Below are 26,343 nucleotides of genomic sequence, written 5' to 3' on the forward strand. Positions count from 1 at the left end.
GCGGTGTCGGACAAGCAATCCATCGGTTTCATCGGCATCGGCGCGATGGGCTGGCCCATGGCGACGTGCCTTGTGCGCGCCGGCTATCGGGTGACGGTCTATGATGCCCGCACCGAGCAAAGCGAAAAATTTGCCAGCGAAGTCGGCGGCGCCGCAGCGGCCAGCCTTGCCGAGCTGGCACGGAATGCCGAAGTTCTGGTCACCATTCTTCCCAACAGCGATATCGTCGAAAGCGTACTTTTTGGCGAGGCCGGCATTGCCGCCGCTCTTCCCCAAGGCGCAACGATCATCGACATGACATCGGGGGTGCCGGCAAAGACCGTCCGCTTCGCGGAGCGCCTGGCAGAGGATGGTCGCGTGCTGTTCGATGCGCCGGTTTCCGGCGGTGTCGCTCGCGCTCGCACCGGTGAGCTGACGATCATGGCCGGTGGTGAAGATGAGGTGGTGCAGGCTGCGCTCCCCGTGCTCAAGGCCATGGGTAACGTCATCCGCACCGGCGTTGTCGGCAGCGGGCACGCCATGAAGGCGCTCAACAATCTGGTCTCTGCCGGCGGGTTCCTGATCGGGGTCGAGGCCCTGCTCATCGGCAGCAAGTTCGGCATCGATCCCGAGGTCATCGTCGATACGCTGAACAGCTCGACCGGCATGAACAACAGCACCCAGAAGAAGTTCAGGCAGTTCGTGCTGTCTCGCGGGTTCAATTCCGGCTTTGCCCTCGAGCTGATGGTCAAGGATCTCGTCATCGCGCTCGGCGTCGCGCATGACGCCAAGGTCAACGCGCCCTTTGCCAATCTCTGCAAGGAAATGTGGTCCTCGGCGTCTGCCGTTCTCGGCCCCGGTACGGACCATACGGCGCTGGCACGTTTCTCCGAACTGCTTGCGGGCAGCCAGATCCCGGAGCGTCAGTCATGAGCGGCCGCTATTCCGAAGCGTTGGCGGCTCACATCGTCGCTAGCCAGCCAGGCGACCTGAATGACGCCGATCGACACGAGGCCAAGCGCGCCCTCATCAACATCGTCGGTTGCGCCCTCGGCGGCGCGGATCATCCCGCCGTCGATATCGCGATCCGCGCCCTTGGTTCCTTCGCGGGCGCAGCCGATTGTGCCGTGATCGGCCGAAAGGAGAGGGTCGATCCTCTCCTCGCCAGCCTCCTCAACGGCATCAGCTCGCATGTCCATGATTTCGACGACACGACGCCGAGCAATTATATCCACCCCACTTCGCCCGTGGCATCGGCGCTCTTTGCCTATGCCAGCGTCAATGCGGTGAGCGGCGTCGATTTTCTCAATGCCTATGTTCTGGGCTACGAGACGGTGACCCGCATCGGCAATGCGACATACCCCGCCCATTACCAGCGGGGCTGGCACAGTACCGGATCGATCGGCGTGTTCGGCGCCGCAGTGGCGGTGGGCAAGCTCATGGGACTGGACAAGGCCCGGATGCTGACGGCGATCGGCCTTGCGGCAACGCAGGGGGCGGGTATTCGCGACAATTTCGGCGCGATGGCCAAGTCGTTTCATCCGGGGCGCTCAGCCCAGAGCGGCTATATGGCCGCTCTGCTCGCAGCAGAGGGCTTCACCGCAGGGCCACGGCCCCTGGAAGGGCCGCGCGGCTTTGCCGAGGTCACGGCGGGCGAATACGATCTCGATATCGTCACGGCCGACCTGGGCCGCGATCACCTGCTGGGGCTCAACACCTATAAGCCATTTCCCTGCGGAATTGTGGTGCATCCCACGATCGATGCCTGCCTGCAATTGCGTGCCGAGCACGACTTTGCGCCCGAAGACGTGGTAGCGGTGCAATTGCGTGTCGCACCCCTCGTCCTCGATCTTTGCAATCAGCGCGAGATCACGCGGGGCCTCGAGGGAAAGTTTTCCATATATCACGCAGCGGCCCTGGCACTGGTGCGCAATCGGGCCAGCCTGGCCGAGTTCAGTGACGCGGCGGTGACAGACCCGGCCCTTGCAGCCATGCGGTCGCGCGTTACGCCGGTGGCCGACGGATCGGTCAGCGAAGACGGCGTCGAAATCGAACTGGTCTTGTCCGATGGCCGCCGGCTGCACAAGTCGCTGGAATTTTCGGTCGGCAATATTCGCAAACCCCTCTCCGACCAACAACTGGAAAGCAAATTCCGGGACCAGGTGAGGGTGATCGGGGAGCAGCAGGTGACGGGGGTGATCGAACGCCTCTGGGCCATCGATACGCTGGAGAACGTGCAGGGCCTGGTGGAAGCCACTCTGCCTTAAGGATCAACAAGGGAGGACTAAATGAAGAGGTTTCTGATCGCCTGCGCCTTTGCCGCAACGGCACTGAGCCCGGTCGCCGCATCGGCGGAAGTGACGCAACTCAACGTGCCGCTGGGCGCAGGCGGGTTCGGCTTTTTGCCGCTGCACATGATGCGCGAGTTCAATCTGGTCGAAAAGCACGCCGAAGAAGCCGGCATCGAACTGACCGTGAACTGGGCCAATGTCGGTGGGCCGGCAGCCATGAACGACGCGCTGCTGTCGGGTTCGGCCCACTTCATCTCGGCCGGCCCGCCGGCCTTTATCACGCTGTGGGATCGCACACAGGGCAATATCGAGGTGATGGGCGCTGCGGCCATGAGCTCGATGCCGATGTATCTCAACACGACTGCCGAGCATATCGAGGCACTTGAGGACTTCACCGCCAACGACAAGATGGGCGTCACCAGCATCAAGGTGTCGATCCCCTCGATCATCATGCAGATGCATGCCAAGGCCCAAGGGGAACAGGACGTCTTCAAATACGACCCGTTCACCGTCTCGATGGGTCATGCCGATGCCCTGATCGCACTTCTGTCGGGCAGCGGCGGCATCGTGGCGCATTATGCATCCTCGCCGTTCCACGAAATCGAGATCAAGGACCCCAAGGTCCGTACCATCCAGAGCAGCGACGATGTCATGGGCGGGTCCACCACCTTCACCATGATCTCGACCACCACCCGCTTCTACGATGAAAATCCGGTGGTCTACGGCGTCTTCCTCGATGCGCTGGAGGAAGCCCAGCAGATGATCGAGGCCGACAAGGACGCAGCCATCGATGTGCTGGTCAAATCCATGGGCGGGGCCTCCGAGCTGACCAACGAGGAACTCAAGGCCATCCTCGAAAACCCAAGCACCAAGTACACAACGGTGCCGGAAAACGTGCTGAAATATGCCGAGTTCATGCGTGAGATCGGGTCCATCACCAACCAGCCGACCGCGATTTCCGACCTGTTCTTCGAAAGCGATCTTGTCGCCGGCGGGAACTGACCGACTCTGCCGGCCGGTGAGGAGACCGGCCGGCGCATTCACTGGAGGAGCGCCTTGAACAATCAGAACAATCCCTTGCTCAGCGTCGATGGCGTGACGCTGCAATATCGCACCAAGGAGCACCTTGTAACGGCGACTTACCGCGTCAGCTTCGACATCCTGCGCTCCGACCGCTTCGTGCTGCTGGGCCCCTCGGGCTGCGGCAAGTCCACCCTGCTCAAGGCGGTGGGCGGGTATATCAAGCCCGTCGAGGGAACGATCCGCCTTAACGGCACCGATGTTCGCAAGCCAGGGCCGGACCGCATGCTGGTGTTCCAGGAATTCGACCAGTTGCTGCCCTGGAAAACGGTGCGCCAGAACGTCGTCTTCGCGCTGACCGCGAGTGGTCGCATGTCGGGTCGCGAGGCCGACGAAAAGGCCATGCACTATATCGACAAGGTCAATCTGACCAAGTTCGCAGACAGCTTTCCGCATACGCTGTCGGGTGGCATGAAGCAGCGTGTTGCCATTGCCCGCGGCATGGCAATGGAGCCCGATATCCTGCTTATGGACGAGCCTTTCGCCGCCCTTGACGCGCTGACCCGCGTGAAGATGCAGGAAGAATTGCTGCGGCTCTGGGACGACACCAAGTTCACCCTGCTTTTCGTTACCCATTCCATTCCCGAGGCTGTGAAGGTGGGCAATCGCATCCTCCTGCTCAGCGCCCATCCGGGTCAGGTCCGCGCCGAGATGAACAGCGACGGCACCGATCCCGTCGATGCGAGCGGCCATAAGCTTTCCGAGCGCATCGAGGAGATGCTGTTCCGCGAGCAACAGACCAAGGTCGAGGAACTTGAACATGCTTGAGACCATGACGCAGAATCGTCCCGAACGGTTCCTCAATCCGTCCACGTCGGGCTTCGGCGTCGTGCAGAAGCCGCTCACCACCTGGGAGAAACTTTCCGGAAACGGCGCCTTCCGCAAGGCCGTGCTGCTGATCGTGCTGGCCCTGGCCTGGGAATTCTACGCCCGCTGGCTCAACAACAGCCTGGTGTTCCCGACGTTTACAGCGACAATCTCCGCGCTCTGGCAGGGAATTGTCTCGGGCCGGATTCTGGCCGCTGCAGGCGCCTCGCTCAAGGTCTTGATCCAGGGCTATGCCATTGGCCTCGTCTGCGCGGGACTGCTCACGGCACTGGCCAGCGCCACCCGCATCGGCGCCGATCTGCTCGAGACGCTGACCTCCATGTTCAATCCGCTGCCCTCCATCGCTCTTCTGCCACTGGCGATGATCTGGTTCGGCTTCGGCGATGGCAGCATCATCTTCGTGTTGGTCCACGCGGTGCTCTGGGCTGTGGCGCTCAATACCCATTCGGGCTTCCGTGGCGTCAGTCCGACATGGCGCATGGTCGGGCGCAATTACGGCCTGTCCCAGCCCGCTTATGTGTTCCGCATCCTGATCCCCGGCGCCTTTCCGAGCATCCTGACCGGCCTCAAGATCGGCTGGGCCTTCGCCTGGCGCACGCTGATCGCCGCCGAACTGGTCTTCGGCGCAAGTTCGGGCGGTGGCGGTCTCGGCTGGTTCATCTTCGAGAACAAGAATGCGCTGCAGATCGCTTCGGTTTTTGCCGGCCTGCTGACGGTGATCCTTTTCGGACTCTTCGTTGAAAATGTGATCTTTCGTACATTGGAACAGCGGACCATACAGCGCTGGGGAATGCAGAATTAGCCGATGGAAGATGCAATGAGTGAACCGGTGCAAAAGAAGCAGGGCGTCGACATGTCCATGCGGGTCGTGGTTACCCCGGCGCCCGTGCGGCGGCAGGTGGCCGAGATCATTCGCACCGCGATCACCAGTGGCCGCTTTGCCCCCGGGCAGCGGCTGATCGAGAAGGACCTTTGCGAACTGACCGGCGTCAGCCGCCCGTCGGTTCGCGAAGCCTTGCGCCAGCTCGAGACCGACGGGTTAATCGAGGTGATCCCACATAAGGGCCCATCGGTGGCCCGGCTGACGCGAGAGGACGCCGCCGGGATCTACCAGGTGCGCGGCGCGCTCGAAGCCCTGGCGGCACAGAGCTTTGCCTCGGTTGCCACTGACGCCGAGGTCGCGCAGCTGCGCAACGCCGTAACGGCACTCAAGGCTGCCTATGGCACCGAGGATGTCGAGCAGATCCTTGTCGCCAAGCATGCCTTTTACCAGATCCTGTTTGCCGGAGCGGGCAATCCCACCATTCCCGCATTGTTGCGCACCCTGACGGACCGGATCACCTTATTGCGCCGCGTCACGCTCTCATCGCCTCAGCGCGGCGCGGCGAGCCTTGCGGAGATTGACGTGATCCTCGATGCCATCGAGCGCCGCGATGCTGCAGCCGCCCATGCTGCCACGCTGCACCACATCAACGAGGCATCCAAATCCGCGCTTCAGGCGCTGGATCCGTGACGCACGGCGACACATCGCCGGGCCCGGGGGTCGAGCCTTTCGAGGTCTTCGCCTTGCGCTACGCTGTCCATCGCGGCCGCAGGCAGGTGGATAATTTCATCGGCGCCGATCCGCATGAAGCCGGTTCGGACCTGTCCTATTATATCTGGGTGGCGCGTCGGTCCGACCGGGTGTTCGTCGTCGATACCGGTTTTGGGCAGGAGGCAGCAGCCGGTCGCGGGCGCACCCTGCTGGCCCAACCTGCCGATCGCCTGCGCCTGCTGGGCATCGACCCGGCGCGGGTGGAAGACGTCATTCTCACCCACCTGCATTACGACCACGCCGGAACACTGGGTGATTTCCCCCACGCCCGGTTTCACGTCCAGGACCATGAGGCGGCGTTCGCCACGGGTCGATGCATGTGCCATTCCGTGCTGCGCCAGGCCTATGATGTCGAAAATGTCGTCGGCTTCGTACGCGCGCTTTACGGCGGGCGGGTGCAATTCCACGATGGCAGCGCCGAGCTTGCGCCGGGACTTTGGGTTCACCGTATCGGCGGACATACGGCCGGTCTCCAGGTCGTGCGTGTCTGGACCCGTCGGGGCTGGGTGGTGCTGGCGTCCGACGCGGCCCATCTCTACGCCAACCTCCACCAGCGCTTGCCTTTCCCCATCGTCCACGATGTCGGTGCGCTGCTCGAAGGGTACCAGATGCTCCACACCCTTGCCGACACACCGGACCATATCGTTGTCGGGCACGACCCGCTGGTGGCCTCTATCTATCCCGGGCTTTCATCGTCCGGCGACATCGTCCGCCTCGACGCCCCGCCGAGGCCCCTGGCATGACCCGGCCTGTTTCAGCAGAACTCGCCGCCTTTGCGGTCGACACTTCGTGGTCGGATCTGCCGCATGACGTGCAGCAGGAAGCGCTGCGCGCCCTGACCAATGGCCTGGCGGCCGGGCTGGGCGGGGCAGGGGACCTGGCCGTCAAGGCCATCCTGCGCAGCCTGCGACCGATGTCTGCTGCCGGACAGTGCAGCCTGATCGGGGAGAGCGAAAGGGTCGACATGGGATTGGCGGCCTTCGTCAACGCCGCGGCGATCAATGTTCTCGATTTCGACGAAACCCATGTCGGCACCATCATTCATCCTGTGGCGCCTGTTGCCGGTGCAGCCCTCGCCCTTGCCGAGGAGCTGGGCGCGACAGGTTCGGACCTGCTGGGCGCAATCGTCATCGGTATCGAGGCGGCCTGCCGCATCGGCAACGCGATCTCGCCCGGACATTATGCCCGGGGCTGGCACATCACCGCGACCTGCGGAATTTTCGGCGCAGCGCTCGCCGCATCCCGTCTTCTGCGCCTCGACCATGGGCAGACGCTGCACGCTTTGGGGATCGCCTCGTCCCAGGCTTCCGGGCTTGTCGAGACGCTCGGCACGATGGCCAAGAGCGTTGGTGTTGGCCACGCGGCCCGCGGCGGCCTGACTGCCGCGCTCATGGCTCGTGAGGGTATCGAAGGGCCGTCAGCACCGCTCGAAGGGCGCCTCGCCTTTCTGGCGGTCACCTCCGATCGTTGGGAGCCCGAAAAGATTGTCGAAGGACTGGGCGCGGATTGGGAAATCCAGCGGCTGATGTACAAGCCCTATCCCTGTGGCGTCGTCCTCAATCCAGTGATCGATGCCTGCCTCTGGCTGCGCACCGAGCCGGGCTTCGACGCCACGCAGATCAGGCTGGTCGAGGTTAGGGGAAGCGAGCTCCTGCGCGCTCGAACCGACAGGCCGGATGTGACCCGGGGCAGGGAGGCGCAGGTCAGCGCGCAGCATGCCGTTTCGATCAGCCTGCTACGCGGTGCGGCCGGAGCCGCCGAATTTTCCGATGCCGCAGTGAATGACCCGGACGTGATCGCGCTCAGATCGAGGGTAGGCCATATCGTGGTTGCAGCAGATATGGCGGAGGACGAGGCGCATGTGCGCATTTGCTTCGCCGACGGCACGGTGATCCAACGCCTTGTGACGACGTCTCTCGGCAGCCTCGAAACCCCGCTCAGCGACGGCATGATTGCCGAAAAGATGCGGGCGCTGGCCGCTCATGGTGGGACCGGCGTCCATGCCGACGGGGTTCTGTCCGCCGTTTCGGCCCTGCCGGCTGCACCGGACAGCGCAGCGCTGATGCAGGCGCTGCGCGCCCAAGAACCATCAGTGGAGCCATAAGATGAACCTCAATGACCCCTCTCTCTTGCGCGAGGCGGCCCTGGTTGGTCGCCGGTGGATCACTGCCCAAGAGGGGGAGTCGATCCCGGTGACCAATCCCGCCACCGGAGCGATCCTCGGACATGTGCCCGATCTGGGAGCCGCCGAAACGCGCGAGGCGATCAGCGTGGCTGCCGAGGCGCAGAAGGATTGGGCCGCGCGCACTGCAAAGGAGCGCTCCGATATCCTGCGCGCCTGGTTTGACCTGATGATTGCCCATCGCGACGATCTGGGCGCTATCCTGACGGCCGAGCAGGGCAAGCCGCTCGCCGAAGCCAAGGGCGAGATCACCTATGGCGCCAGCTTCATCGAATGGTTCGCGGAGGAGGCGCGGCGCGTGCGCGGCGATGTCATTCCCGGCCATGGCCGCGACAAGCGTATTGTCGTGCTCAAGCAGCCGATCGGCGTCGTAGGCGCGATTACGCCCTGGAATTTTCCCAATGCCATGATCACGCGCAAGGCAGGCCCCGCGCTTGCTGCGGGCTGCGCCATGGTGCTCAAGCCCGCCGCGCAGACGCCCTTTTCGGCAATCGCGCTGGCTGTGCTGGCGGAGCGTGCCGGTCTGCCCCCGGGTCTTTTCAGCGTCGTCACGGGATCAGCGGCGGAAATCGGGGGTGAGCTCACCGCAAATCCGCAGGTGCGCAAGATCACCTTCACCGGCTCCACCGGGGTTGGAGCCAAGCTGATGGCGCAAAGCGCACCGACCATCAAGAAGCTCGGTCTGGAGCTTGGGGGCAATGCGCCCTTCATCGTGTTCGATGACGCAGACATCGACGCTGCGGTGGAAGGGGCGATGATCGCGAAGTATCGAAACAACGGCCAGACCTGCGTCTGCGCCAATCGCATCTACGTCCAGCGCAGCATCTATGATGCATTTGCCGAAAAGTTCCGCAATGCAGCGGCCCGTCTCAAGACCGGGGACGGGGCGGACGATGGCGTCGATGTCGGCCCGCTCATCGACGAGAAGGCGGTGTCGAAGGTCGAAGAGCATATCGCCGACGCTATCGCGAAAGGTGGCCACGTCACCCTGGGCGGACAACGCCATGCTCTCGGTCGGACCTTTTTCGAGGTAACCGTCGTCACCCAGGCCAGTAGCGACATGGCGCTGGCCACCGAAGAGACTTTTGGTCCGCTGGCGGCGCTGTTTCCCTTCGACGCCGAAGAGGATGTCATCCGGATGGCCAATGCGTCCGAATATGGATTGGCGTCCTATTTCTATGCGCGTGATCATTCGAGGGTCTGGCGCGTTGCCGAAGCCCTGGAATTCGGCATGGTCGGCGTCAATACGGGCCTGATTTCGACCCCGGAAGCGCCGTTCGGCGGCATCAAGTCGTCTGGGCTGGGCCGCGAGGGCAGCCATTACGGCATCGAGGAATTCACCGAAATCAAGTATGTCTGCCTGGCAGTGCAGCCGCACTGACCTGCCAGGCAGGTGAGCCCTAAAGCTTGGTGGCGTCCTCGCGGGCCCAGAGCCGCAGGGACCGGCAGGCTTTTACAAACTCGGTCGCGGTCGCCGCATCCTCGAGCAGCATCACCCCCTCGTCGAGATCTTCGAGAATTCCCGCCTTGGCAAAGAGCGGCTTGGCTGCGGCGCTATGGGCTATGAACTTGCAATGGGCGAAGGCGTCGGCCACGAAGTCGCGGGCCGCAGCCTCACCGATCAGCAGGTCGGCCCCCTCCTCGGAGATGAGGACGGCAACGGCGTCGAACAGCACGGAGGGGCCGCCATCGATCATGTGATGGGCGATGATGGGCGTGCCGTCGCTGGCGGTGACGCCACCGATCTTGGGCGCGATGAACTCGAAGGTCGCGCCCTCACCCTCGAGAGCCGCGCCGAGCTGGTCGACCAGGGCCGCATCGCAACCATCGGTGACGAGAATACCCACTTTGCGGCCGGCAAAGCTCTCCGGCCCGTTCTTGATGATGCTGAGTGCGTCGGAGGCCGGAAGGTCGTCGCGCGGCGCCACGGCGGCGTCGGCCGGCTCGGGAAGCTCGTCCATTCCCAGTTTCTTGGCCACGGTCTCGGCGAGCCCCGGATCGATGTTGAGCAGGTGGGCAACCATCCGTTCGCGGATGACCGGCGTCTCCACCTTGCTCAGTTCGAAGGTCAAGGCCATGGCGATATGCTTTTGCTCATGCACGGTCTGGCTGTCGAAAAATTGCCTGGCCTGGCTATAGTGATCGGCAAAGCTTTCGGCCCGTAAACGCGTCTTGGCGCCCTCGATGGCTTCGGGATAGGCGCGATGGCCGCGTTTCGGATCTTCGCGCGGGCCGGCGTCCCACGAATTGGGCTGGTAATTTGCCCGGCCAACCGGATTGCGCTGGGCCATGTGCCCATCCTGCTGGAAATGATGGAACGGGCATTTGGGCGCATTGATGGGCAGGTGGGTGAAATTGGTCGATCCCAGCCGCTTGATCTGGGTGTCGAGATAGGAAAAGTTTCGTCCCTGCAGCAGCGGATCGTTGGAGAAATCGATGCCGGGAGGCACGTTCTGCGTCATGAACGCGACCTGTTCGGTTTCAGCGAAAAAATTGTCTGGCATCCGGTCGAGCACCAGCCGGCCGACGGGGATGGGAGCGATGATCTCCTCGGGGATGATCTTGGTGGGGTCCAGGATGTCGAAATCGAACGTGTCGGCAAAATCCTGGTCGAACAACTGCACGCACAATTCCCATTCCGGATAATCTCCGGTCTGGATGGCGTTCCAGAGGTCGCGACGGTGAAAATCGGGATCGGCGCCGTTGATCTTGACCGCTTCGTTCCACACCACCGATTGCAGGCCCTGCTTGGGCTTCCAGATAAACTTGACGAAGGTGGACTTGTCCTCCTCGTTGAGCAGGCGGAAGGTGTGTACGCCGAACCCTTCCATGAAGCGGAACGAGCGGGGAATGGCCCGGTCCGACATGGTCCACATGATCATGTGCATGGATTCCGGCGTCAGCGAAATGAAGTCCCAGAAATTGTCGTGGGCTGATTGGGCTTGCGGAAAACCGCGATCCGGCTCCGGTTTCACCGAATGGATGATGTCGGGAAACTTGATGGCGTCCTGGATGAAAAATACCGGGATATTGTTGCCCACGAGGTCCCAATTGCCCTCTTGGGTATAGATCTTGACGGCAAAGCCGCGCACGTCGCGGGCTAGGTCGAACGAGCCTTTCGATCCGGCCACGGTCGAGAACCGCACGAAAGCCGGCGTTTTCTCACCGGGGCGCTGGAACAGGTCGGCCTTCGTGTATTTGGCCAGGCCTTCATAAGCCTCGAAATAACCGTGGGCACCGTAGCCGCGGGCATGAACGACCCGCTCGGGAATACGCTCATGATCGAAATGGAAGATTTTCTCCCGAAAGTGAAAGTCCTCGAGCAGCACGGGCCCGCGGGTCCCGGCCTTGAGGCTGTTCTGGTCATCGCTGACCGGCACGCCATGGGCTGTGGTCAGGACGGGCGTCTCTTCGCCTGCTGTCTGATGCAGTTCGCCGCCATTGCCGCGTGTGAGCACCGTGTCGTGCACGCGCGCCTCGAGCGCGGCAGCACTGGTGGACTTGGATTTTCTGGCCATGTTCGGCCTCCGGTTTAGGAATAAAGAAAAGGGGCCCGGTGGCCCGGACCCCTCGTGAGGATCAACCCTGCGCGGCTGCGTTGACCGAGCGTTCCGCCAATTGGTTGAGGTCTGCATCGGTCTTGCGCTCCTCATCGAGCGTGGCATCGAGCAATGTGGCGGCTTCGTCCATGCCAAGCTCTGTGGCCCAACGCTTGAGCGTGCCATAGCGGGTCATCTCGTAATGCTCGACAGCCTGCGCCGACGAAATCAGGCCGGCATCGAGCGCCGGAGAGCCCTTGAATTCCTCGATGATGTCCTCGCCTTCGGACAAGATGCCCTCGATGGCGTCACAGGTCTTGCCGCGCGGGGACAGCCCCATGAGCTCGAAGACCTGTTGCAACCGCTCGATCTGGTCCTGGGTTTCTCCATGATGCTTTTCGAATGCCGCCTTGAGCGTATCCGACTGGGCAGCCCGCTTCATCTTCGGCAATGCCTTTAGGATCTTGCGCTCCGCATAGTAGATATCCTTGAGCGTATCTTCGAAGAGATCGTTCAGCGTCTTCTCGGCGGCCATCGGGGCGCTCCTTGTTGGTTCGCTCACGAAATGGTGAGAGAAAGCCCAACGAACGCCCCCGACCCTCGTTCCGCTCTCTATCCTGTGTTGGTTCTGTCGAGAGCGTTCCCGCACGATCGCCCCAGCGCGCATGGAGCCGAACGTGACGGCCAAACCGCCTCACTAAATCAATCGCGGAAAGGTCGGCGTGCGCGTCAGCAACGCAGCACACCAAAATCAGCGAAGCCGGAATGCGCAACACCCATAACGCAGCCGCTCCGGCACGTTCGCTGTGTGATGTGAGACGGGGAGAATTGGCTGGGGAACCTGGATTCGAACCAAGATCGACGGAGTCAGAGTCCGCTGTTCTACCATTGAACTATTCCCCAGCAGGTGCCTGCTGGCAGGGCGGCGTGAGGAAGGGTGGGTGCTTCCGTTCGGCGCGGGGTCTCATTAGACAAAGCGGAATGAGATTGCAAGCGCTTCGGCGCATTCAGTGTGCAACATGGTTTGCATTGCGCTCGTGCGGCCCTTGCTCTACCTTGGTTTGTGACAACGCAACATATGTGCGCTCGGGCGCGGCCGGTGATCCCGGACCAGGCGACCGCGCATGAAGGAGACAGACGTGACCGATTCGAATCGGTCCGCCGCCGCTTCGGCACCTCATGCCGAGGCGGGGTCTGGTGCACCTTCCGGTACGGGCCGGAAGGATCGCGGGAACATTTCCGCGCCTCGGCCGGACCAGCGGACGCCATCCGCCAGCACGCCGCGCCGCACGCGCGGGCCGCTCTATGCGGCTCTCGATCTCGGCACCAATAATTGTCGATTGCTGATCGCCCGCCCGCATGAGCGCGGCTTTCGCGTGCTTGACGGGTTCACCCGCATCGTGCGGCTGGGGGAAGGCGTGTCCGTCACCGGGCGCCTTTCGGAGGCTGCCATGGACCGCACCATGGAGGCGCTGCGGCAATGTCGGAACAAGCTGCGCGACCACCAGCCGACGCGCATGCGCCTTATCGCCACCGAAGCCTGCCGGGCCGCCGAGAATGGCGCTTACTTCCTCGCGCGGGTCAAGCAGGAGATCGGCCTTGACCTCGAAATCGTGGATCGCCGCACCGAAGCCGAATTGGCGGTGACCGGCTGCGCCGACCTCATCGACGGCGAGGCACAGGGCGCCTTGATGTTCGATATCGGCGGTGGCTCGTCCGAGCTGGCCTGGCTCGATTTCAGGGGCGGTCGTCCCCGGGCGCAGGGACGCATGTCGGCATCGATCCGGTCCTGGCAATCGCTGCCGGTCGGCGTCGTCTCGATCGCAGAGAAATTCGGCGGTGTCGATGTCACCCGCGACGTGTTCGAGGCCATGGTCGGCTATGTCGCCGAGCAGTTGCGGCAGTTCCGCGGCCGGGAAAAGCTTCGGCAGATGATCGCGACCCATAAGGTGCACCTGATCGGCACGTCCGGCACGGTGACCACCCTGGCGGGGCTCCATCTGGGGCTTGAGCGTTACGAGCGCCAGAAGGTCGACGGCCTGTGGATGCGCCGCGAGGAGGTCGACGAAACCATGCGTGCTCTGCTCGGCATGCCGTTCGACCGACGGGTGTCTCATCCCTGCATCGGCAAGGACAGGGCCGACCTCGTCCTGCCTGGCTGCGCCATTTTCGAGGCCATCCGGCGCGAATGGCCGACCGAGCGCGTGCGTGTTGCCGATCGCGGGCTGCGCGAGGGCATTTTGATTTCACTCATGGATGCGGATCGCGGCCAGAAGCGGCCGAACCGCTATCCCAGGAGGCAGGGCAATGGCCAATAACAAGGCTTTGGGCACGGGCGGCCGCAAGTCCGACAAGGATCTCAAGATCCGCGTGAAAACGGCCAAGGGCCGCAAGGTCGCCTCGACCAAGTGGCTGGAACGCCAGCTCAACGATCCCTATGTGGCTCGGGCCCGATCCGAGGGCTATCGGTCGCGTGCTGCCTTCAAGATCAAGGAGATGGACGAAAAGCACAAGCTCTTCAAAAAGGGCATGCATGTCGTCGATCTGGGAGCGGCGCCCGGAGGCTGGTCGCAGGTGGCTGCTGCCGCCGTGGGCTCGACGGTTGAAAAGCCCCTGGTCGTGGGGATCGATTACCTCGACATGGACACTATTCCCGGCGTCATCCTGCTCAAGAAGGATTTTACCGAGGACGATGCCCCTGCCATGCTGATCGACGCCATGGGCGGCCATGGCGCCGACGTGGTGATGAGCGACATGGCCTGGCCCACGACGGGGCACCGCGCCACCGATCACCTGCGCATCGTCCACCTCATCGAGATCGCTGCCGATTTTGCCATCCAGGTTCTCAAGCCCGGCGGCTCCTTCGTCGCCAAGGTGTTCCAGGGCGGCACCGAGCATGAGTTGCTGCACATGCTGAAGCGGCATTTCTCGACCACGTTTCATGTCAAGCCGCCCTCGAGCCGCAAGGATTCGGCGGAGGCCTATCTGGTGGCCAAGGGCTTCAAGGGACGACAGGAGCCGGAAACCGAGCTTTAGGCGAAACCCGGCCGGACCTTGCCCGTTACCTCTGGTGTCATCAAGCAAGGAGAACCCGAATGGCCGCCAATCGTCGTAGTGAAGATCGTCTTCTGGATGCCGATGAGAAGAAGCTCGTTGCTGGCACACGCCATCCCGAACTTGCCGACATGAAAGCGGACGACCTGCGCAAGCTGGCCCGCACCCTGCGTGAGCGCCGCGACAAGGCAAGCCGCGCCGTGCGCAAGGGCAACCGTGCCGCCAAGGGCAGTGACAAGGCCGGTGACGCCGAACGGGGCAACCGCGAAAAGGCGGGCCTGATCCAGTCTGCCATTGCCCGGGTCAACAAGGAATTCAGCCGTCGCGGCGAAGCCCGGGAATAGCCGTCAGTGAACGTGCGGGCCGCCAAGCAATTGGTGGCCCGCATTTTTGGGCAGCCGCAGGAAGAGCAGGGTGGCGACAGCGCCCACGGCGGCAACCACGTAAAAGGCCATGTGGAAATCGCTGAGGGCCAGTTCGTCGCCGCCCCGCAGGCGATGCGCCAGTTCCAGAACACCGCCGCCCAGCGCCACGCCCATGGCGAACATCAATTGTCCCCAGACCTGGCTCATCACATTGGCCTGGCCTGCATCCTTGTCTTCGATATCGGCAAAGGTAAAGGCGTTCGAGCCCGTCCAGAACGTCGACTGCCAGAAGCCGGTAAACACCAGGATCGCCAGCATCAGTGGAATGGGTGTGCCGGGCATGTAAAGGCCCATAGCCAGGATGCCCAGCGACGAAATTGCGGTCGAGATCACCAAGGGATACTTGAACCCCCAATGCGCGAAGATCCAGTTTGCGACGAATTTCGCAGCCAGCGCCCCGACGGCGCCGGCAAAGGTGACCATGCCGCTTTCAAACGGCGACAGCCCGAAGGCAAGTTGCAGCATCAGCGGAAACAGGAAGGGCGTCGCGCCCTGTCCAAGCCGGAAGAACGTGCCGGCAACGATGGCGATACGGAAATTGCGCACCTTGAGCAGTCGCAGGTCCAGCAGCGGATAGTCTGTGGCCAGCGCATAGCGGGTGTAGATATATCCCAGCCCGATGCCCAGCGTGGCGGCGATTACGCCATAGATCGGGGGCAGGGCGGGCAGGCTCACCACCGAGCAGCCGAAGGCAAAGAGCGCAAAGGCGAGGCCGGCCAGCACAAAACCCTTGCCATCGATGCGGCGTGGTTGGTTGCGCGTCTCGTTGGGCAGGGCGAAGCCGACCAGCACGATCCCCAGGATGCCGATCGGGATATTGATGATGAAGATCCAGTGCCAGGAGAAATAGGTGGTGAGGAAGCCCCCGAATGGCGGGCCGACAATGGGCCCGATCAGGCCGGGAATGGTAAGCCAGGCCATGGCGTCCACTAGCTGATGGCGCGGTGTCATGCGCACCAGCACGAGGCGCGCCACCGGACCCATCATTGCTCCGCCCATGCCCTGTACGAAGCGCGCCACCACGAATTCCCCCAGCGAGCCGGAAAACGCGCAGCCGATCGAGCCGACCATGAAAACCAGCATGGCGATGCGGAAAACGCGGCGGGCGCCGAACCGGTCCGCCATCCAGCTCGAAATGGGAATGAAGATGGCCAGGGCGACCAGATAGGCCGTGAGGGCGAGCTTGAGGGAAATCGGGTCGGTGCCGATATCGCCGGCAATGGCCGCCAGCGAGGTGGCGATCACGGTGGAATCCATGTTCTCCATGAACACGGCCGTTGCCAGGATCAGCGGGATCGTCCGGGACAATTTTCCTCCAGGCCGGTGGACCGGCTTTATTCTCTGTGGCCGGTCCTGTGGCCCGAAACATTGTTGCCCGCATCGCGCGGCAGGCGGAAATAGATGAGGCCGGCAAGGGCGCTGAGGCCGCCGACGGCAAAAAATGCAATCTGGAAATCGAACAGGGTCAGCTGTCCGCCATTGAGCGTACTGGAAATTTCAATGATGGCGCCGGCGACGGCCACACCGAAGGCGACCGACAATTGCTGGCCGACGGCCACGATGGCAGTGGCCTGGCTTGCTTCTTCGTCCGAAATGTCGGCATAGCCGATGGCATTGGTGCCGGTGAAGAAGATCGACCGCAGCACCCCCCCCACGATCAGCACGGTCATCATGACCGGCACCGAGGTCTCGGCGGTGAACAGGCCCTGTGCCGCGATCAGCAGGCCCCCGAACAGGGCCGCGAAACCGAGGACGCGGGGAAAGCCAAAGCGCGCGAAGATGCGCTCGGCGATGAACTTGCTCATGATTGCGCCAATCGCCGACACGAAGGTGATGGCCCCGGACTGGAAGGGATTGAGCCCGAAGCCGAGCTGCAGCATCAATGGCAACAGGAACGGCACAGCGCCAACCCCGATGCGGAACAAGGAGCCGCCAGTGATCGACGCCCGGAAGAGCTTGTGGCGGAAGAGCCGGGGGTCGAGCAGCGGATACTTGGTTTTGCGGGCATGCAGCAGATAAAGGCATGCCGCCGTCAATCCGATGGCCAGGGTCAGGTAGCCATAGATGATCGGCAATGCAGGCAGGCTGACCACCGAGAGGCCGAACACCATGCCGGCAAAGGCCACCGCGGCAATGAAGAAGCCAACGAGATCGACAGGGCGAGGCGTGCGTTCGTCCGGCACCTGCAGGAAAATGCCTGCCAGAATGATGCCGGCAATGCCGATCGGGATATTGATCCAGAAGATCCAGTGCCAGGACAGGTAGGTCGTGAGGAAGCCGCCGATCAGCGGGCCGGTGACCGGGGCGACGAGCGCGGGAATGGTAAGCCAGGCCATGGCCGAGACGAGCTCGTTGCGCGGCGTCGAACGCACCAGCAGCAACCGTCCGACCGGCGTCATCATCGAGGAGCCGATGCCCTGGAAGAAACGCGAGAAGACGAATGTTTCGAGCGAAAACGAAAAGGCACAGGCCAGCGAGCCCAGCATGAAGACGAAGATGGCCAGCCGGAAGATGTTCTTTGCCCCAAACCGGTCCGCCATCCAGCCGCTCACCGGAATGAAAATGGCCAAGGCGACGAAATAGGCAGTCAGCGCCAGCTTCAGCGCAATCGGCTCGGTGCCGATATCGGCAGCGATTGCGGGCAGTGACGTGGCTATGACGGTGGAATCCATCTGTTCCATGAACAGGGCCACCGCCAGAATGAGCGGGGTAACGCGGATAGGGGGCATGATGACTGAAATGGACGGCAGGAAGGGCGCCGCGTCGATACTATGGATGGCTTTGCCATCCTTGGCCAGTCAAACCTCATATTTATCGCATGCCCTGGCGCAAATGTCTTCCCGGAGAAATCGCAGGGAGCGCCTGCATTGCCGATGGCTCCCACCCCTATGCAAGCGCCGTCCCCGGTGCTAATGACCCTCGCCAACCTGAACCCGCGCAGTACTGTCGCCGGTTCATATTCCAACATCTCTGATTATGATCAGAAGGCAGGAAGGGTCTGGCCTTGGCGAAGATTATTACCACTATCACCGGCGATTCAGCGCTCACCTTCGATGACGTGCTGCTGCAGCCCGCGCGCTCCGATATCCTGCCCACGGAAACCGACATTTCCACCTACGTCACCAAGGACATAGCGCTTAATCTTCCCATTCTGTCTTCAGCCATGGACACGGTGACCGAAGCCAATATGGCCATTGCCATGGCTCAGGCCGGCGGCATGGGCGTCATCCACAAGAACCTCACCGCCGCCGAGCAGGCCGAGCAGGTGCGCATGGTCAAGAGCTTCGAATCGGGCATGGTGGTGAACCCCATCACCATCGGCCCGGATGCGACGCTGGCCGATGCCCATGCCCTGATGCAGAAGAGCCGCATTTCCGGCATTCCGGTGGTTGAGAACGGCGGAACCGGCGGCCGGGCGATCGGCAAGCTGGTTGGCATCCTGACCAATCGCGACGTGCGCTTCGCCAGTAATCCCAACCAGCCCATTTCGGAGCTGATGACACACCAGAACCTCATCACGGTGAGAGAGGGCGTGTCCAAGGAAGAGGCCAAGGTGCTGCTGCACCGTCACCGTATCGAAAAGCTCCTGGTTGTCGACGAGGACTATCGCTGCATCGGCCTGATCACCGTCAAGGACATCGAAAAGGCCCAGCTGCATCCCAATGCCGTCAAGGACGAACAGGGCCGGCTGCGCGTCGCCGCTGCCTCGACCGTGGGCGATGGCGGCTTCGAGCGCTCGCTGGCGCTGATCGATGCCGGCGTCGACCTTCTGGTCATCGACACGGCACATGGCCATTCGGTGCGCGTCGCCGAGGCAGTGGAGCGCGTCAAGCGCGAGAGCAATTCCACGCGCATCGTCGCCGGCAACGTCGCCACTGCCGAGGCCACCAAAGCGCTGATCGATGCCGGTGCGGATGCGGTCAAGGTCGGTATCGGCCCGGGCTCGATCTGCACCACGCGTATCGTGGCCGGTGTCGGCGTGCCTCAGTTGGCTGCAGTCATGGGCTGCGCCGAAGAGGCTGCCAAATCCGGTGTGCCGGTCATCGCCGATGGCGGAATCAAGTTCTCGGGCGACATGGCCAAGGCCCTGGCCGGTGGCGCGTCCTGCGTCATGGTCGGTTCGCTTCTGGCCGGCACGGACGAAAGCCCTGGCGAGGTCTATCTCTATCAGGGCCGGTCCTACAAATCCTACCGCGGCATGGGCTCGGTCGGCGCCATGGGCGCAGGTTCGGCCGACCGCTATTTCCAGCAGGATGTGCGCGACCAGATGAAGCTCGTGCCCGAGGGGATCGAGGGCCAGGTGCCGTACAAGGGCTCCGTCGGCGCCGTGCTGCACCAGCTGGCCGGTGGCCTGCGCGCCTCGATGGGCTATACCGGTGCGCACACGCTCAAGGACTTCCGCGAGAACGCGACCTTCGTCAAGATCTCCAGCGCAGCCTTGGGCGAGAGCCACGTCCACGACGTGACCATCACCCGCGAGGCGCCGAATTATCGCAGCGGCCGCTGACCGCCACTCCACACCAGGGCCGCGTCTGTCGACGTTCGCGGCCTTTTTCGTTCACGGTCAATATCTGGCCTGTCCAAGATTTAATAATTGCCGGCAGTCTGAACGGTATATCCTGTCCTCGGCCCAACGAAGTTCCCCGGAGGTGGAAATGGCCAGACGTCAGGGATATGCCAGCGCGCAGATTGCAATGCACTGGCTGATTGTAGTGCTCGTCATTGTCCAGCTCGTCGTCGCCGAGAGCATGACGACGATGTTCGATGCCATGGAAGAAGGAGAGCCGATCGCCAGCCAGGTCGCGACGGGCGGCTCGATCCATTATTGGGTCGGCATCGCCATTCTCGTGCTCATGGCGGGTCGGCTGGTCATGCGGCTGGTTCTGGGGGCTCCGCCGCATGCACCAGGGTCATCGCCGATCCAGAACGTGGCGGCGACTGTGGTGCACGGTGCGCTCTACCTCGTGCTGCTGGCCGCACCGATTTCGGGCCTTGTCGCCTTTTATGGCCTTGCCGACGTGGGCGACGTCCATGGGCTGGTCCGCCCGGCGCTGTTCGTCCTGGTCTTGCTCCATGTTGCTGGAGCCTTCTTCAATCAGTTCGTGCGCAAGGACGGAACGCTGCTGCGCATGATGCGCCCCGCGGCCTGAAACGCCCTGCTGAGAAGGCCGTCTCCTCGCAAGAGGAGGCGGCTTGTCTCGCAAGCGCCTCCGCTGAAGTGGCCGCCAGGAAAACCGATTCCGTTTGAAGCCGTTATGATTGTATACGGATTCTCCAGCGGAACCTCACATGCCCCTCACAGCCAAGCTGCTCATCGCCGCGATTTCGGCGCAGGTCTTTCTCTCCATGGGCATTCTTCTGCTTATGGCCCGCGAGCGGGTACCCCGCGTCATGCGGGGGGAAATTCCCATGGCGAGCATTGCCGTCGAGCGGGACGCCTATCCCCTCAAGGCGCGGCTCCTGTCCAACAATTTCGATAATCAGTTCCAGCTGCCGGTGCTGTTCTACGTGGGGGCGCTGCTGGCTATCCTGTTTCAGCCCGGCTGGCCCGAAGTGGTTCTGGCCTGGCTCTTCGTTGCCACGCGCTATGTCCATGCCTATATCCACGTCACCCACAATCGGGTCGGCAAGCGCTTCATGGCCTATGCGGCCGGCCTTGCGGTTCTGGCGCTGTTCTGGCTATGGCTGATCCTGCGTCTTCTCATCCTGGCTCCGAGTATCTGACCTATGCGTTTTCCCGGCCGTCTCTCCGCTGCCATTGCCGTCCTCGCCGATGTGGAGCAGCGCAAGCGACCGGTCTCGGAGGCGCTCAAGGCCTGGGGGCTCAACAATCGTTTTGCCGGGGCAGGGGACCGGGCAGCCATCGGCAATCTCGTCTATGACGCATTGCGCCGTCGCGCCTCGCATGCCGCGGCCATGGGGTCTGACACGCCACGCGCCTTGGTACTGGCGGTTGCCATGCGCGATTGGGGTGAGACACCGGAAAGCCTCAACCAAGCCTTTGCCTCCGACACACACGCGCCCGAACCGCTAAGCCCCCAGGAAGCGGCCGGCGCCGTTGCCGTTCTTGCTGCCGCGCCACTCGCGACGCAGGCCGATATGCCTGATTGGCTCGCCGCGTCGCTCGAACGTGCCCTGGGCCCGGACTGGGTTGCCGAAGGCCAGGCCATGGCCGGGCGGCCTTCACTCGACCTGCGCGTCAATGCGCTCAAGGCGACACCCGAAAAGGTCATGAAGTCGCTGGCCCGGTTCTCGCCGCAATCCGCAGCCATCGCTCCGTTTGGCCTCACCATGCCCGCAGGGCCACGCGATGCACGCACGCCGAATGTGACCACGGACGAGGGCTACCTCAAGGGCTGGTTCGAGGTGCAGGATCAGGGCAGTCAGATCGTCGCTGCCCTCGCCAATGCCCGCGAAGGCGAGCAGGTGCTCGACCTCTGCGCCGGAGCCGGGGGCAAGACGCTGGCCCTCGCGGCCAATATGGGCAATTCGGGCCAGATCTTCGCCTATGACAGCGACCGGTCGCGCCTTGCGCCGATCTACGATCGCCTCAAGCGCAATGGTGTGCGCAATGCGCAGGTTCGCGCTCCCAATGACAATGCGCTCGATGATCTCGTCGGCAAGATGGATCGGGTGGTCGTCGATGCGCCCTGTACCGGCACCGGAACCTGGCGCCGCCGGCCAGACACCAAGTGGAAGCTGACGCCCGAGCTTCTGGCCCAGCGTCAGGCCGAACAGGCGGCGCTGCTGGTCGAGGCCGCGCGCTATCTCAAGCCGGGCGGCACACTGGCCTATATCACCTGCTCCGTCCTGCCGGAGGAGAACGACGACCAGATCGCCGCCTTCCTCGCTGAGACGCCCGGCTTCGCGTCTCTCGACATCGCTGCTGCCTGGCGGCAGGCGCTGATCACCGATCTGCCCGAAGGGCTCGCCACGGCCGGGGGTGGGCTATGCCTCACGCCACTTCGCACCGGCACGGACGGCTTCTACATTCATCTCCTGCGCAAGGCCTGACCGCACGAAACGCGTGTGAACCAGTGGGTGCCGGCCAACGTTCAATGGGCAAGACCCGTTCGAACAGGAGCGTTTCCATGCACGCGACCAGCACCAGCACCGATTACCGCAAGCCCCAGTCATGGGTCGTCCTCGCTATCTTCCTTGCCATCGTCGTAGGCATCGGGGCCCTTGTCGGCACCCAGACGGCCCCAGGCGCCTGGTACGATCAGCTGCAGAAGCCTCCGCTCAATCCGCCCAACTGGGTTTTCGGCCCGGTCTGGTTCACGCTTTACGTGATGATCGCGGTCGCAGGCTGGCGCATCTGGATGATCGATCCCAAATCTGCCGCCATGAAATTCTGGGGCGCCCAGATGCTTCTCAATTGGGCCTGGTCGCCGGTATGGTTCAACGCGAACATGCCTTGGCTGGCCTTTGCCATCATCGTCGCCATGTGGCTGGCTATCGTCGGCTTCATCGGCGCGGCCCGCCGTCGCGACACCTTAGCCGCCTGGCTCTTCGTGCCCTATCTGGCCTGGGTGAGCTTTGCCACTTATCTCAACCTGTCGATTGCCCTGCTCAATCCCCAGGCATAGGCAGGCCAGCGCGAACGCCGCGCTTGCGAAAATGCGATGGCGGGGCTAAAGCCTCGCCATGCTGCACCCAGACACCGCCCCCCTCAACGATACCATTCTCATTGTCGATTTCGGCTCGCAGGTCACCCAGCTGATCGCCCGCCGCATTCGCGAGACTGGGGTCTATTGCGAAATCCATCCTTTCCAGTCCGCCGGGGCCGCCATGGCGGCGCTGCGGCCTAAAGGCGTCGTGCTCTCCGGTAGCCCGGCGTCGACGCTGGATGAGAACGCTCCCACAATCGATCCGGCCATTCTGGCAGCCAATGTGCCGATCCTGGGCATCTGCTATGGGCAGCAGGCCTTGTGCGTGGCGCTGGGCGGCAAGGTCGAGGCGGGCCATCACCGCGAGTTTGGCCGTGCCGAGCTGACGGTTCAGAAGCCCAGCTCGTTGTCGGATAGCGTCTGGGAAGTGGGCACCGACCATCAGGTCTGGATGAGCCATGGTGACCGGGTGGTCGCGCTGCCGGACGGCTTCGAGGTGGTCGGCACCTCGCCAAATGCGCCCTTTGCCATGATCGCCAATGAAGCGCGCCGCATCTGGGCCGTGCAATTCCACCCCGAGGTGGTGCATACCCCCGACGGGGCCAAGCTCTATGCCAATTTCGTGCACGGCATTTGCGGCATCCAGTCGAACTGGACCATGTCGGCTTATCGCCAGAAGATGATCGACAAGATCCGCGATCAGGTCGGCTCGGGTCGGGTCATCTGCGGTCTCTCCGGTGGGGTGGATTCCTCTGTGGCTGCAGTCTTGATCCATGAAGCGATCGGCGACCAGCTCACCTGCATCTATGTCGACCATGGCCTGATGCGGCTCAACGAGAGCGAACAGGTCGTGACCATGTTCCGCGACCAGTTCAATATCCCGCTGGTCCATGTCGATGCGTCCAGGAAATTCCTCGGTGAGCTGGACGGCCAGTCCGACCCCGAGACCAAGCGCAAGATCATCGGCCGCCTCTTCATCGAAGTCTTCGAGGAAGAAGCCAAAAAGCTCGGCGGCGCCGAATTCCTCGCCCAGGGCACGCTCTACCCGGACGTCATCGAATCGGTGTCGTTCACCGGCGGCCCCTCCGTTACCATCAAGAGCCACCACAATGTCGGCGGCTTGCCCGAGCGCATGAACATGCAGCTCGTCGAGCCGCTGCGCGAATTGTTCAAGGACGAAGTGCGCGCTCTGGGCCGCGAGCTTGGCATTCCGGACAGCTTTATCGGCCGCCATCCTTTCCCTGGTCCCGGCCTCGCCATCCGCTGCCCCGGCGGCATCACGCCCGAAAAGCTCGACATTCTGCGTCAGGCCGATGCCATCTATCTCGATGAAATCCGAAAGTCCGGCCAGTACGACAAGATCTGGCAGGCCTTTGCAGTATTGCTTCCGGTCCAGACCGTGGGCGTCATGGGCGATGGTCGTACCTACGAATTCGTCTGCGCCCTGCGCGCCGTTACCTCGGTCGACGGCATGACCGCCGACTTCTACCAGTTCGACATGAACTTCCTGGGCAAGACCGCCACCCGCATCATCAACGAGGTGCGCGGCATCAATCGCGTGGTCTATGACGTGACATCCAAGCCGCCCGGCACCATTGAGTGGGAGTGAGCCGTTAGGGCTCGAGACGAGAAGACGGGCTCTGCGGGCCCGCCTTTTGAGTATGTCGAGGCTCAGGCAGCTGGCTTGCTTCGCGGCCCGGATAGACGGGCAGCGAGTGCGGCAAGCCGATCCAGCACCGCCACGGCAACCCGCTCCACCGGCTTGCGGAAGCGCCATTCGAAGGCTGCACTGAAGACGATGGCCATGATGAACGTGCTGGCGATGACCAGCCACAGCGCCACTTGCGCAGGCAAGTAAAGGTCGAAAGTGGCCAGCATGCTCATGCCGATATTTTCGTGGATGAGGTACCAGGCGAAGCTGAGAAGCCCGATCTGCGCCAGGCTCCAGCTCAGCGCCGGCACATAGGGCAGCTGCCGGCCGCGCACGAACTGCACGAAAAGCAAGGCCAGCGCCAGATAGACGCCGGCACAGGCGCTGGCGATGATCCAGCCGCCATGCACTTCGAACGCATAGGCTTCGACCGCTACGATAAACGTCGACAGCGCCAGATTAGCCCCCAGCAGCCAGCCCGTTCCACTTTGGCCCTGTTCGAACTGCCAGCCCAAAATGCCAATGGCGAAGAACGACAGGTAGGGCGCGATGGTCAGGAACTTGAGCAGGGATTGCGGGGTCACCGAGCCGCTGCCGATCCCGGTCAACAGTGTCGAGCCCAGCCACACCAGCCCCATGACCAGCGCCATGCCCCCAAACACCCGGCCGAACCGGGCCCGGTCGGGAATCATGCCGGCGAGAAGGGCGACGAGCACGTAGAACTTGACCTCGACGGCAATCGACCAGAATGCGCCATCGATCCACTCGCCCAACTCGCCCAGAAAGAGCAGGTTGAGCACGACATCGATCGGGCCGGGCGGCACTTCGTGGAAATTGGCTTCCGGCACGGATGGAACATCAAAGACCAGTCCGAACAGGAACAGCAAGACGACCGCGGCGACGAAGGTGGGATAGATGCGCGAAAACCGGCGCGCCAGGAACTGTCCCACACTGGAGGAGCGCTCCAGCGTCATGAAGATGCAATAGCCGGAGATGATGAAGAAGAAATAGACGCCCACCCAGCCGAAAAACACCGGCCAGGGCGCTCCATCTGTGATGTTGAGCGCCGTTTCGGGCAGGCGCGCCGTGAAATGGAAAAGCACCACCATCAGGATGGCGATGCCCCGGAAAATGTCGATGGTCTGGTCGCGCGTGCCGGTCATGATGATCCGCCTGTTTGACGCATAAGCTACACCCGCGCCGGCCTGTCGGCATTGTCATGCTGAATCCACGGTTAACGTCTGGAATGCGGCGGTGCAGGCGGTTTGCATTCCGGGGGGCACATGCTAAAGCTGCCGGCGATTTTGAACGCTTAGACGGCCGCACATGTCCAACGAGAATATCTTCCGCGAAATCGATGAAGAGCTGCGCTCCGACCGGATGCGCGCGCTCTGGCGCCGCTTTGCGCCGTTTGTCATTGGCGGGGCCGTGGCTATCGTTGTCCTCGTCGCCGTCAATGAAGGCTGGTCCTGGTATACGCGCAGCCAGTCCTCGCAGTCGTCTCAGGAGCTCTATGCCGCTCTCGACACGGCAGGCCGCGGAGACTTGGCAGGCGCTCAGGCGCAGCTTGACCAGCTGGCAGCCAATGGCTCGGGCGGCTATCCGGTCCTGGCGGAGTTCCGCAAGGCGGCGCTCCTGGCCGAGCAGGGCGACAATGCCGGTGCGGTCGCGGCTTATGATGGCTTGGCGAATAACCAATCCAACGCCCGCCTGCGCGAGCTGGCCATGATCCTTGCCGCCCATATCCTGGTCGACGACGGCACCCTGGCCGATGTTGAGGCGCGCGTCGGCACCCTGGCGACCGATGATAGCGCCATGCGTCGCGTTGCGCGCGAATTGCTGGGTCTTGCCCAATACAAGGCCGGTGACTTTGCCGCTGCCGAGGCCAGCTTCCAGGCTGTTCTCGATGATCCGCTCGCCACCTCGAGCTTGCGTAACCGCATGGCCTTCTACATGGCGCAGATGCTCTCCGCCGGCACCGTCACTGCAGAACCTGCATCCGATGCGGATGTCGCTCCCGCTGCAGATGCCGCCGAGCCTGCAGCCACCGAACCTGCCGTCGACGAACCCGTCGCCGAATAATCCGGCTCTTGCCGAAGGGAATACCGCC

The 26,343-nt window shown here is 63.0% G+C and carries 24 protein-coding genes and 1 tRNA gene; 19 read left to right on the forward strand and 6 right to left on the reverse strand.

The window, feature by feature from the left end:
• Positions 1 to 3 precede the first annotated feature (3 nt).
• From VE26_RS03825 to VE26_RS03865, 9 genes are read left to right on the forward strand one after another with little or no spacing between them, the layout of a single operon-like run.
• On the forward strand, positions 4 to 912 hold the full coding sequence (locus VE26_RS03825; protein ID WP_084619923.1) for an NAD(P)-dependent oxidoreductase: 909 nt from the start codon (positions 4 to 6) through the stop codon (positions 910 to 912).
• Complete coding sequence (locus VE26_RS03830; RefSeq protein WP_046103831.1) at positions 909 to 2,246, forward strand: MmgE/PrpD family protein; 1,338 nt, start codon at positions 909 to 911, stop codon at positions 2,244 to 2,246. The genes VE26_RS03825 and VE26_RS03830 overlap by 4 nt, the downstream gene beginning before the upstream one ends.
• Before the next feature lie 21 nt (positions 2,247 to 2,267).
• Positions 2,268 to 3,272, forward strand: coding sequence for an ABC transporter substrate-binding protein (locus VE26_RS03835; protein WP_046103832.1), 1,005 nt, complete (start codon positions 2,268 to 2,270; stop codon positions 3,270 to 3,272).
• 54 nt (positions 3,273 to 3,326) lie between these two features.
• Positions 3,327 to 4,118, forward strand: a complete 792-nt coding sequence (locus VE26_RS03840; protein ID WP_425283816.1) for an ABC transporter ATP-binding protein — start codon at positions 3,327 to 3,329, stop codon at positions 4,116 to 4,118.
• On the forward strand, positions 4,111 to 4,980 hold the full coding sequence (locus VE26_RS03845) for an ABC transporter permease (RefSeq protein ID WP_046103834.1): 870 nt from the start codon (positions 4,111 to 4,113) through the stop codon (positions 4,978 to 4,980). The genes VE26_RS03840 and VE26_RS03845 overlap by 8 nt, the downstream gene beginning before the upstream one ends.
• Before the next feature lie 15 nt (positions 4,981 to 4,995).
• The gene (locus VE26_RS03850) at positions 4,996 to 5,691 is read left to right on the forward strand and encodes a GntR family transcriptional regulator (protein ID WP_160297791.1); all 696 of its coding nucleotides are present in this window, start codon (positions 4,996 to 4,998) and stop codon (positions 5,689 to 5,691) included.
• On the forward strand, positions 5,688 to 6,515 hold the full coding sequence (locus tag VE26_RS03855) for an N-acyl homoserine lactonase family protein (protein WP_046103835.1): 828 nt from the start codon (positions 5,688 to 5,690) through the stop codon (positions 6,513 to 6,515). The genes VE26_RS03850 and VE26_RS03855 overlap by 4 nt, the downstream gene beginning before the upstream one ends.
• Positions 6,512 to 7,876 carry an MmgE/PrpD family protein gene (locus VE26_RS03860; RefSeq protein ID WP_046103836.1) on the forward strand — a complete coding sequence of 455 codons (1,365 nt, stop codon included), beginning with the start codon at positions 6,512 to 6,514 and terminating at the stop codon, positions 7,874 to 7,876. The genes VE26_RS03855 and VE26_RS03860 overlap by 4 nt, the downstream gene beginning before the upstream one ends.
• Before the next feature lies 1 nt (position 7,877).
• A complete protein-coding gene (locus VE26_RS03865; RefSeq protein ID WP_046103837.1) occupies positions 7,878 to 9,335 on the forward strand; it encodes an NAD-dependent succinate-semialdehyde dehydrogenase in 1,458 nt (485 codons plus the stop codon).
• Between the two features lie 19 nt (positions 9,336 to 9,354).
• Here VE26_RS03865 and katE read toward each other — a convergent pair whose 3' ends face one another.
• The 3 genes from katE to VE26_RS03880 form a co-directional block, all read right to left on the reverse strand.
• Entirely contained in the window at positions 9,355 to 11,472 is a 2,118-nt protein-coding gene (gene katE / locus VE26_RS03870; protein WP_046103838.1) for a catalase, read from the reverse strand.
• A gap of 61 nt (positions 11,473 to 11,533) precedes the next feature.
• Positions 11,534 to 12,028 carry a YciE/YciF ferroxidase family protein gene (locus tag VE26_RS03875; protein ID WP_046103839.1) on the reverse strand — a complete coding sequence of 165 codons (495 nt, stop codon included), beginning with the start codon at positions 12,026 to 12,028 and terminating at the stop codon, positions 11,534 to 11,536.
• Positions 12,029 to 12,322: 294 nt separating this feature from the next.
• Positions 12,323 to 12,396 (reverse strand) — tRNA-Gln (locus VE26_RS03880).
• Between the two features lie 236 nt (positions 12,397 to 12,632).
• On the opposite strand from VE26_RS03880, the gene VE26_RS03885 reads away from it, so the two are divergent.
• From VE26_RS03885 to VE26_RS03895, 3 genes are read left to right on the forward strand one after another with little or no spacing between them, the layout of a single operon-like run.
• The gene (locus VE26_RS03885; RefSeq protein WP_244465620.1) at positions 12,633 to 13,811 is read left to right on the forward strand and encodes a Ppx/GppA phosphatase family protein; all 1,179 of its coding nucleotides are present in this window, start codon (positions 12,633 to 12,635) and stop codon (positions 13,809 to 13,811) included.
• On the forward strand, positions 13,801 to 14,529 hold the full coding sequence (locus VE26_RS03890; RefSeq protein WP_046103840.1) for an RlmE family RNA methyltransferase: 729 nt from the start codon (positions 13,801 to 13,803) through the stop codon (positions 14,527 to 14,529). Before VE26_RS03885 ends, VE26_RS03890 begins: the two co-directional genes overlap by 11 nt.
• Before the next feature lie 59 nt (positions 14,530 to 14,588).
• A complete protein-coding gene (locus VE26_RS03895) occupies positions 14,589 to 14,891 on the forward strand; it encodes a hypothetical protein (protein WP_052715647.1) in 303 nt (100 codons plus the stop codon).
• A gap of 3 nt (positions 14,892 to 14,894) precedes the next feature.
• Here VE26_RS03895 and VE26_RS03900 read toward each other — a convergent pair whose 3' ends face one another.
• Together VE26_RS03900 and VE26_RS03905 are read right to left on the reverse strand one after the other, a co-directional pair.
• A complete protein-coding gene (locus VE26_RS03900; RefSeq protein WP_046103841.1) occupies positions 14,895 to 16,280 on the reverse strand; it encodes an MFS transporter in 1,386 nt (461 codons plus the stop codon).
• Positions 16,281 to 16,306: 26 nt separating this feature from the next.
• Complete coding sequence (locus tag VE26_RS03905; RefSeq protein ID WP_046103842.1) at positions 16,307 to 17,701, reverse strand: MFS transporter; 1,395 nt, start codon at positions 17,699 to 17,701, stop codon at positions 16,307 to 16,309.
• A gap of 275 nt (positions 17,702 to 17,976) precedes the next feature.
• Between VE26_RS03905 and guaB the strand changes: the two genes are divergently transcribed.
• The 6 genes from guaB to guaA all read left to right on the forward strand — a co-directional run bounded on the left by guaB (position 17,977) and on the right by guaA (position 24,191).
• Positions 17,977 to 19,479, forward strand: a complete 1,503-nt coding sequence (gene guaB, locus VE26_RS03910) for an IMP dehydrogenase (protein WP_046103843.1) — start codon at positions 17,977 to 17,979, stop codon at positions 19,477 to 19,479.
• 148 nt (positions 19,480 to 19,627) lie between these two features.
• On the forward strand, positions 19,628 to 20,122 hold the full coding sequence (locus tag VE26_RS03915; protein ID WP_046103844.1) for a cytochrome b: 495 nt from the start codon (positions 19,628 to 19,630) through the stop codon (positions 20,120 to 20,122).
• Positions 20,123 to 20,261: 139 nt separating this feature from the next.
• Positions 20,262 to 20,696, forward strand: coding sequence for an MAPEG family protein (locus VE26_RS03920; RefSeq protein ID WP_052715648.1), 435 nt, complete (start codon positions 20,262 to 20,264; stop codon positions 20,694 to 20,696).
• 3 nt (positions 20,697 to 20,699) lie between these two features.
• Positions 20,700 to 21,986: an RsmB/NOP family class I SAM-dependent RNA methyltransferase gene (locus tag VE26_RS03925; protein WP_046103845.1), complete on the forward strand. Its 1,287-nt coding sequence runs from the start codon at positions 20,700 to 20,702 to the stop codon at positions 21,984 to 21,986.
• A 77-nt stretch (positions 21,987 to 22,063) separates the two neighbouring features.
• Positions 22,064 to 22,561: a TspO/MBR family protein gene (locus VE26_RS03930; protein ID WP_046103846.1), complete on the forward strand. Its 498-nt coding sequence runs from the start codon at positions 22,064 to 22,066 to the stop codon at positions 22,559 to 22,561.
• A gap of 58 nt (positions 22,562 to 22,619) precedes the next feature.
• Entirely contained in the window at positions 22,620 to 24,191 is a 1,572-nt protein-coding gene (gene guaA, locus VE26_RS03935) for a glutamine-hydrolyzing GMP synthase (protein WP_046103847.1), read from the forward strand.
• Between the two features lie 62 nt (positions 24,192 to 24,253).
• Here the strand turns inward: guaA and VE26_RS16990 are convergent, their stop codons facing one another.
• Entirely contained in the window at positions 24,254 to 25,396 is a 1,143-nt protein-coding gene (locus tag VE26_RS16990; RefSeq protein WP_052715649.1) for an acyltransferase family protein, read from the reverse strand.
• A gap of 163 nt (positions 25,397 to 25,559) precedes the next feature.
• On the opposite strand from VE26_RS16990, the gene VE26_RS03945 reads away from it, so the two are divergent.
• A complete protein-coding gene (locus VE26_RS03945; RefSeq protein WP_046103848.1) occupies positions 25,560 to 26,315 on the forward strand; it encodes a tetratricopeptide repeat protein in 756 nt (251 codons plus the stop codon).
• Positions 26,316 to 26,343: the final 28 nt, after the last annotated feature.

Origin of the sequence: Devosia chinhatensis (assembly GCF_000969445.1) — a bacterium.
Classification (GTDB): Bacteria; Pseudomonadota; Alphaproteobacteria; order Rhizobiales; family Devosiaceae; genus Devosia; species Devosia chinhatensis.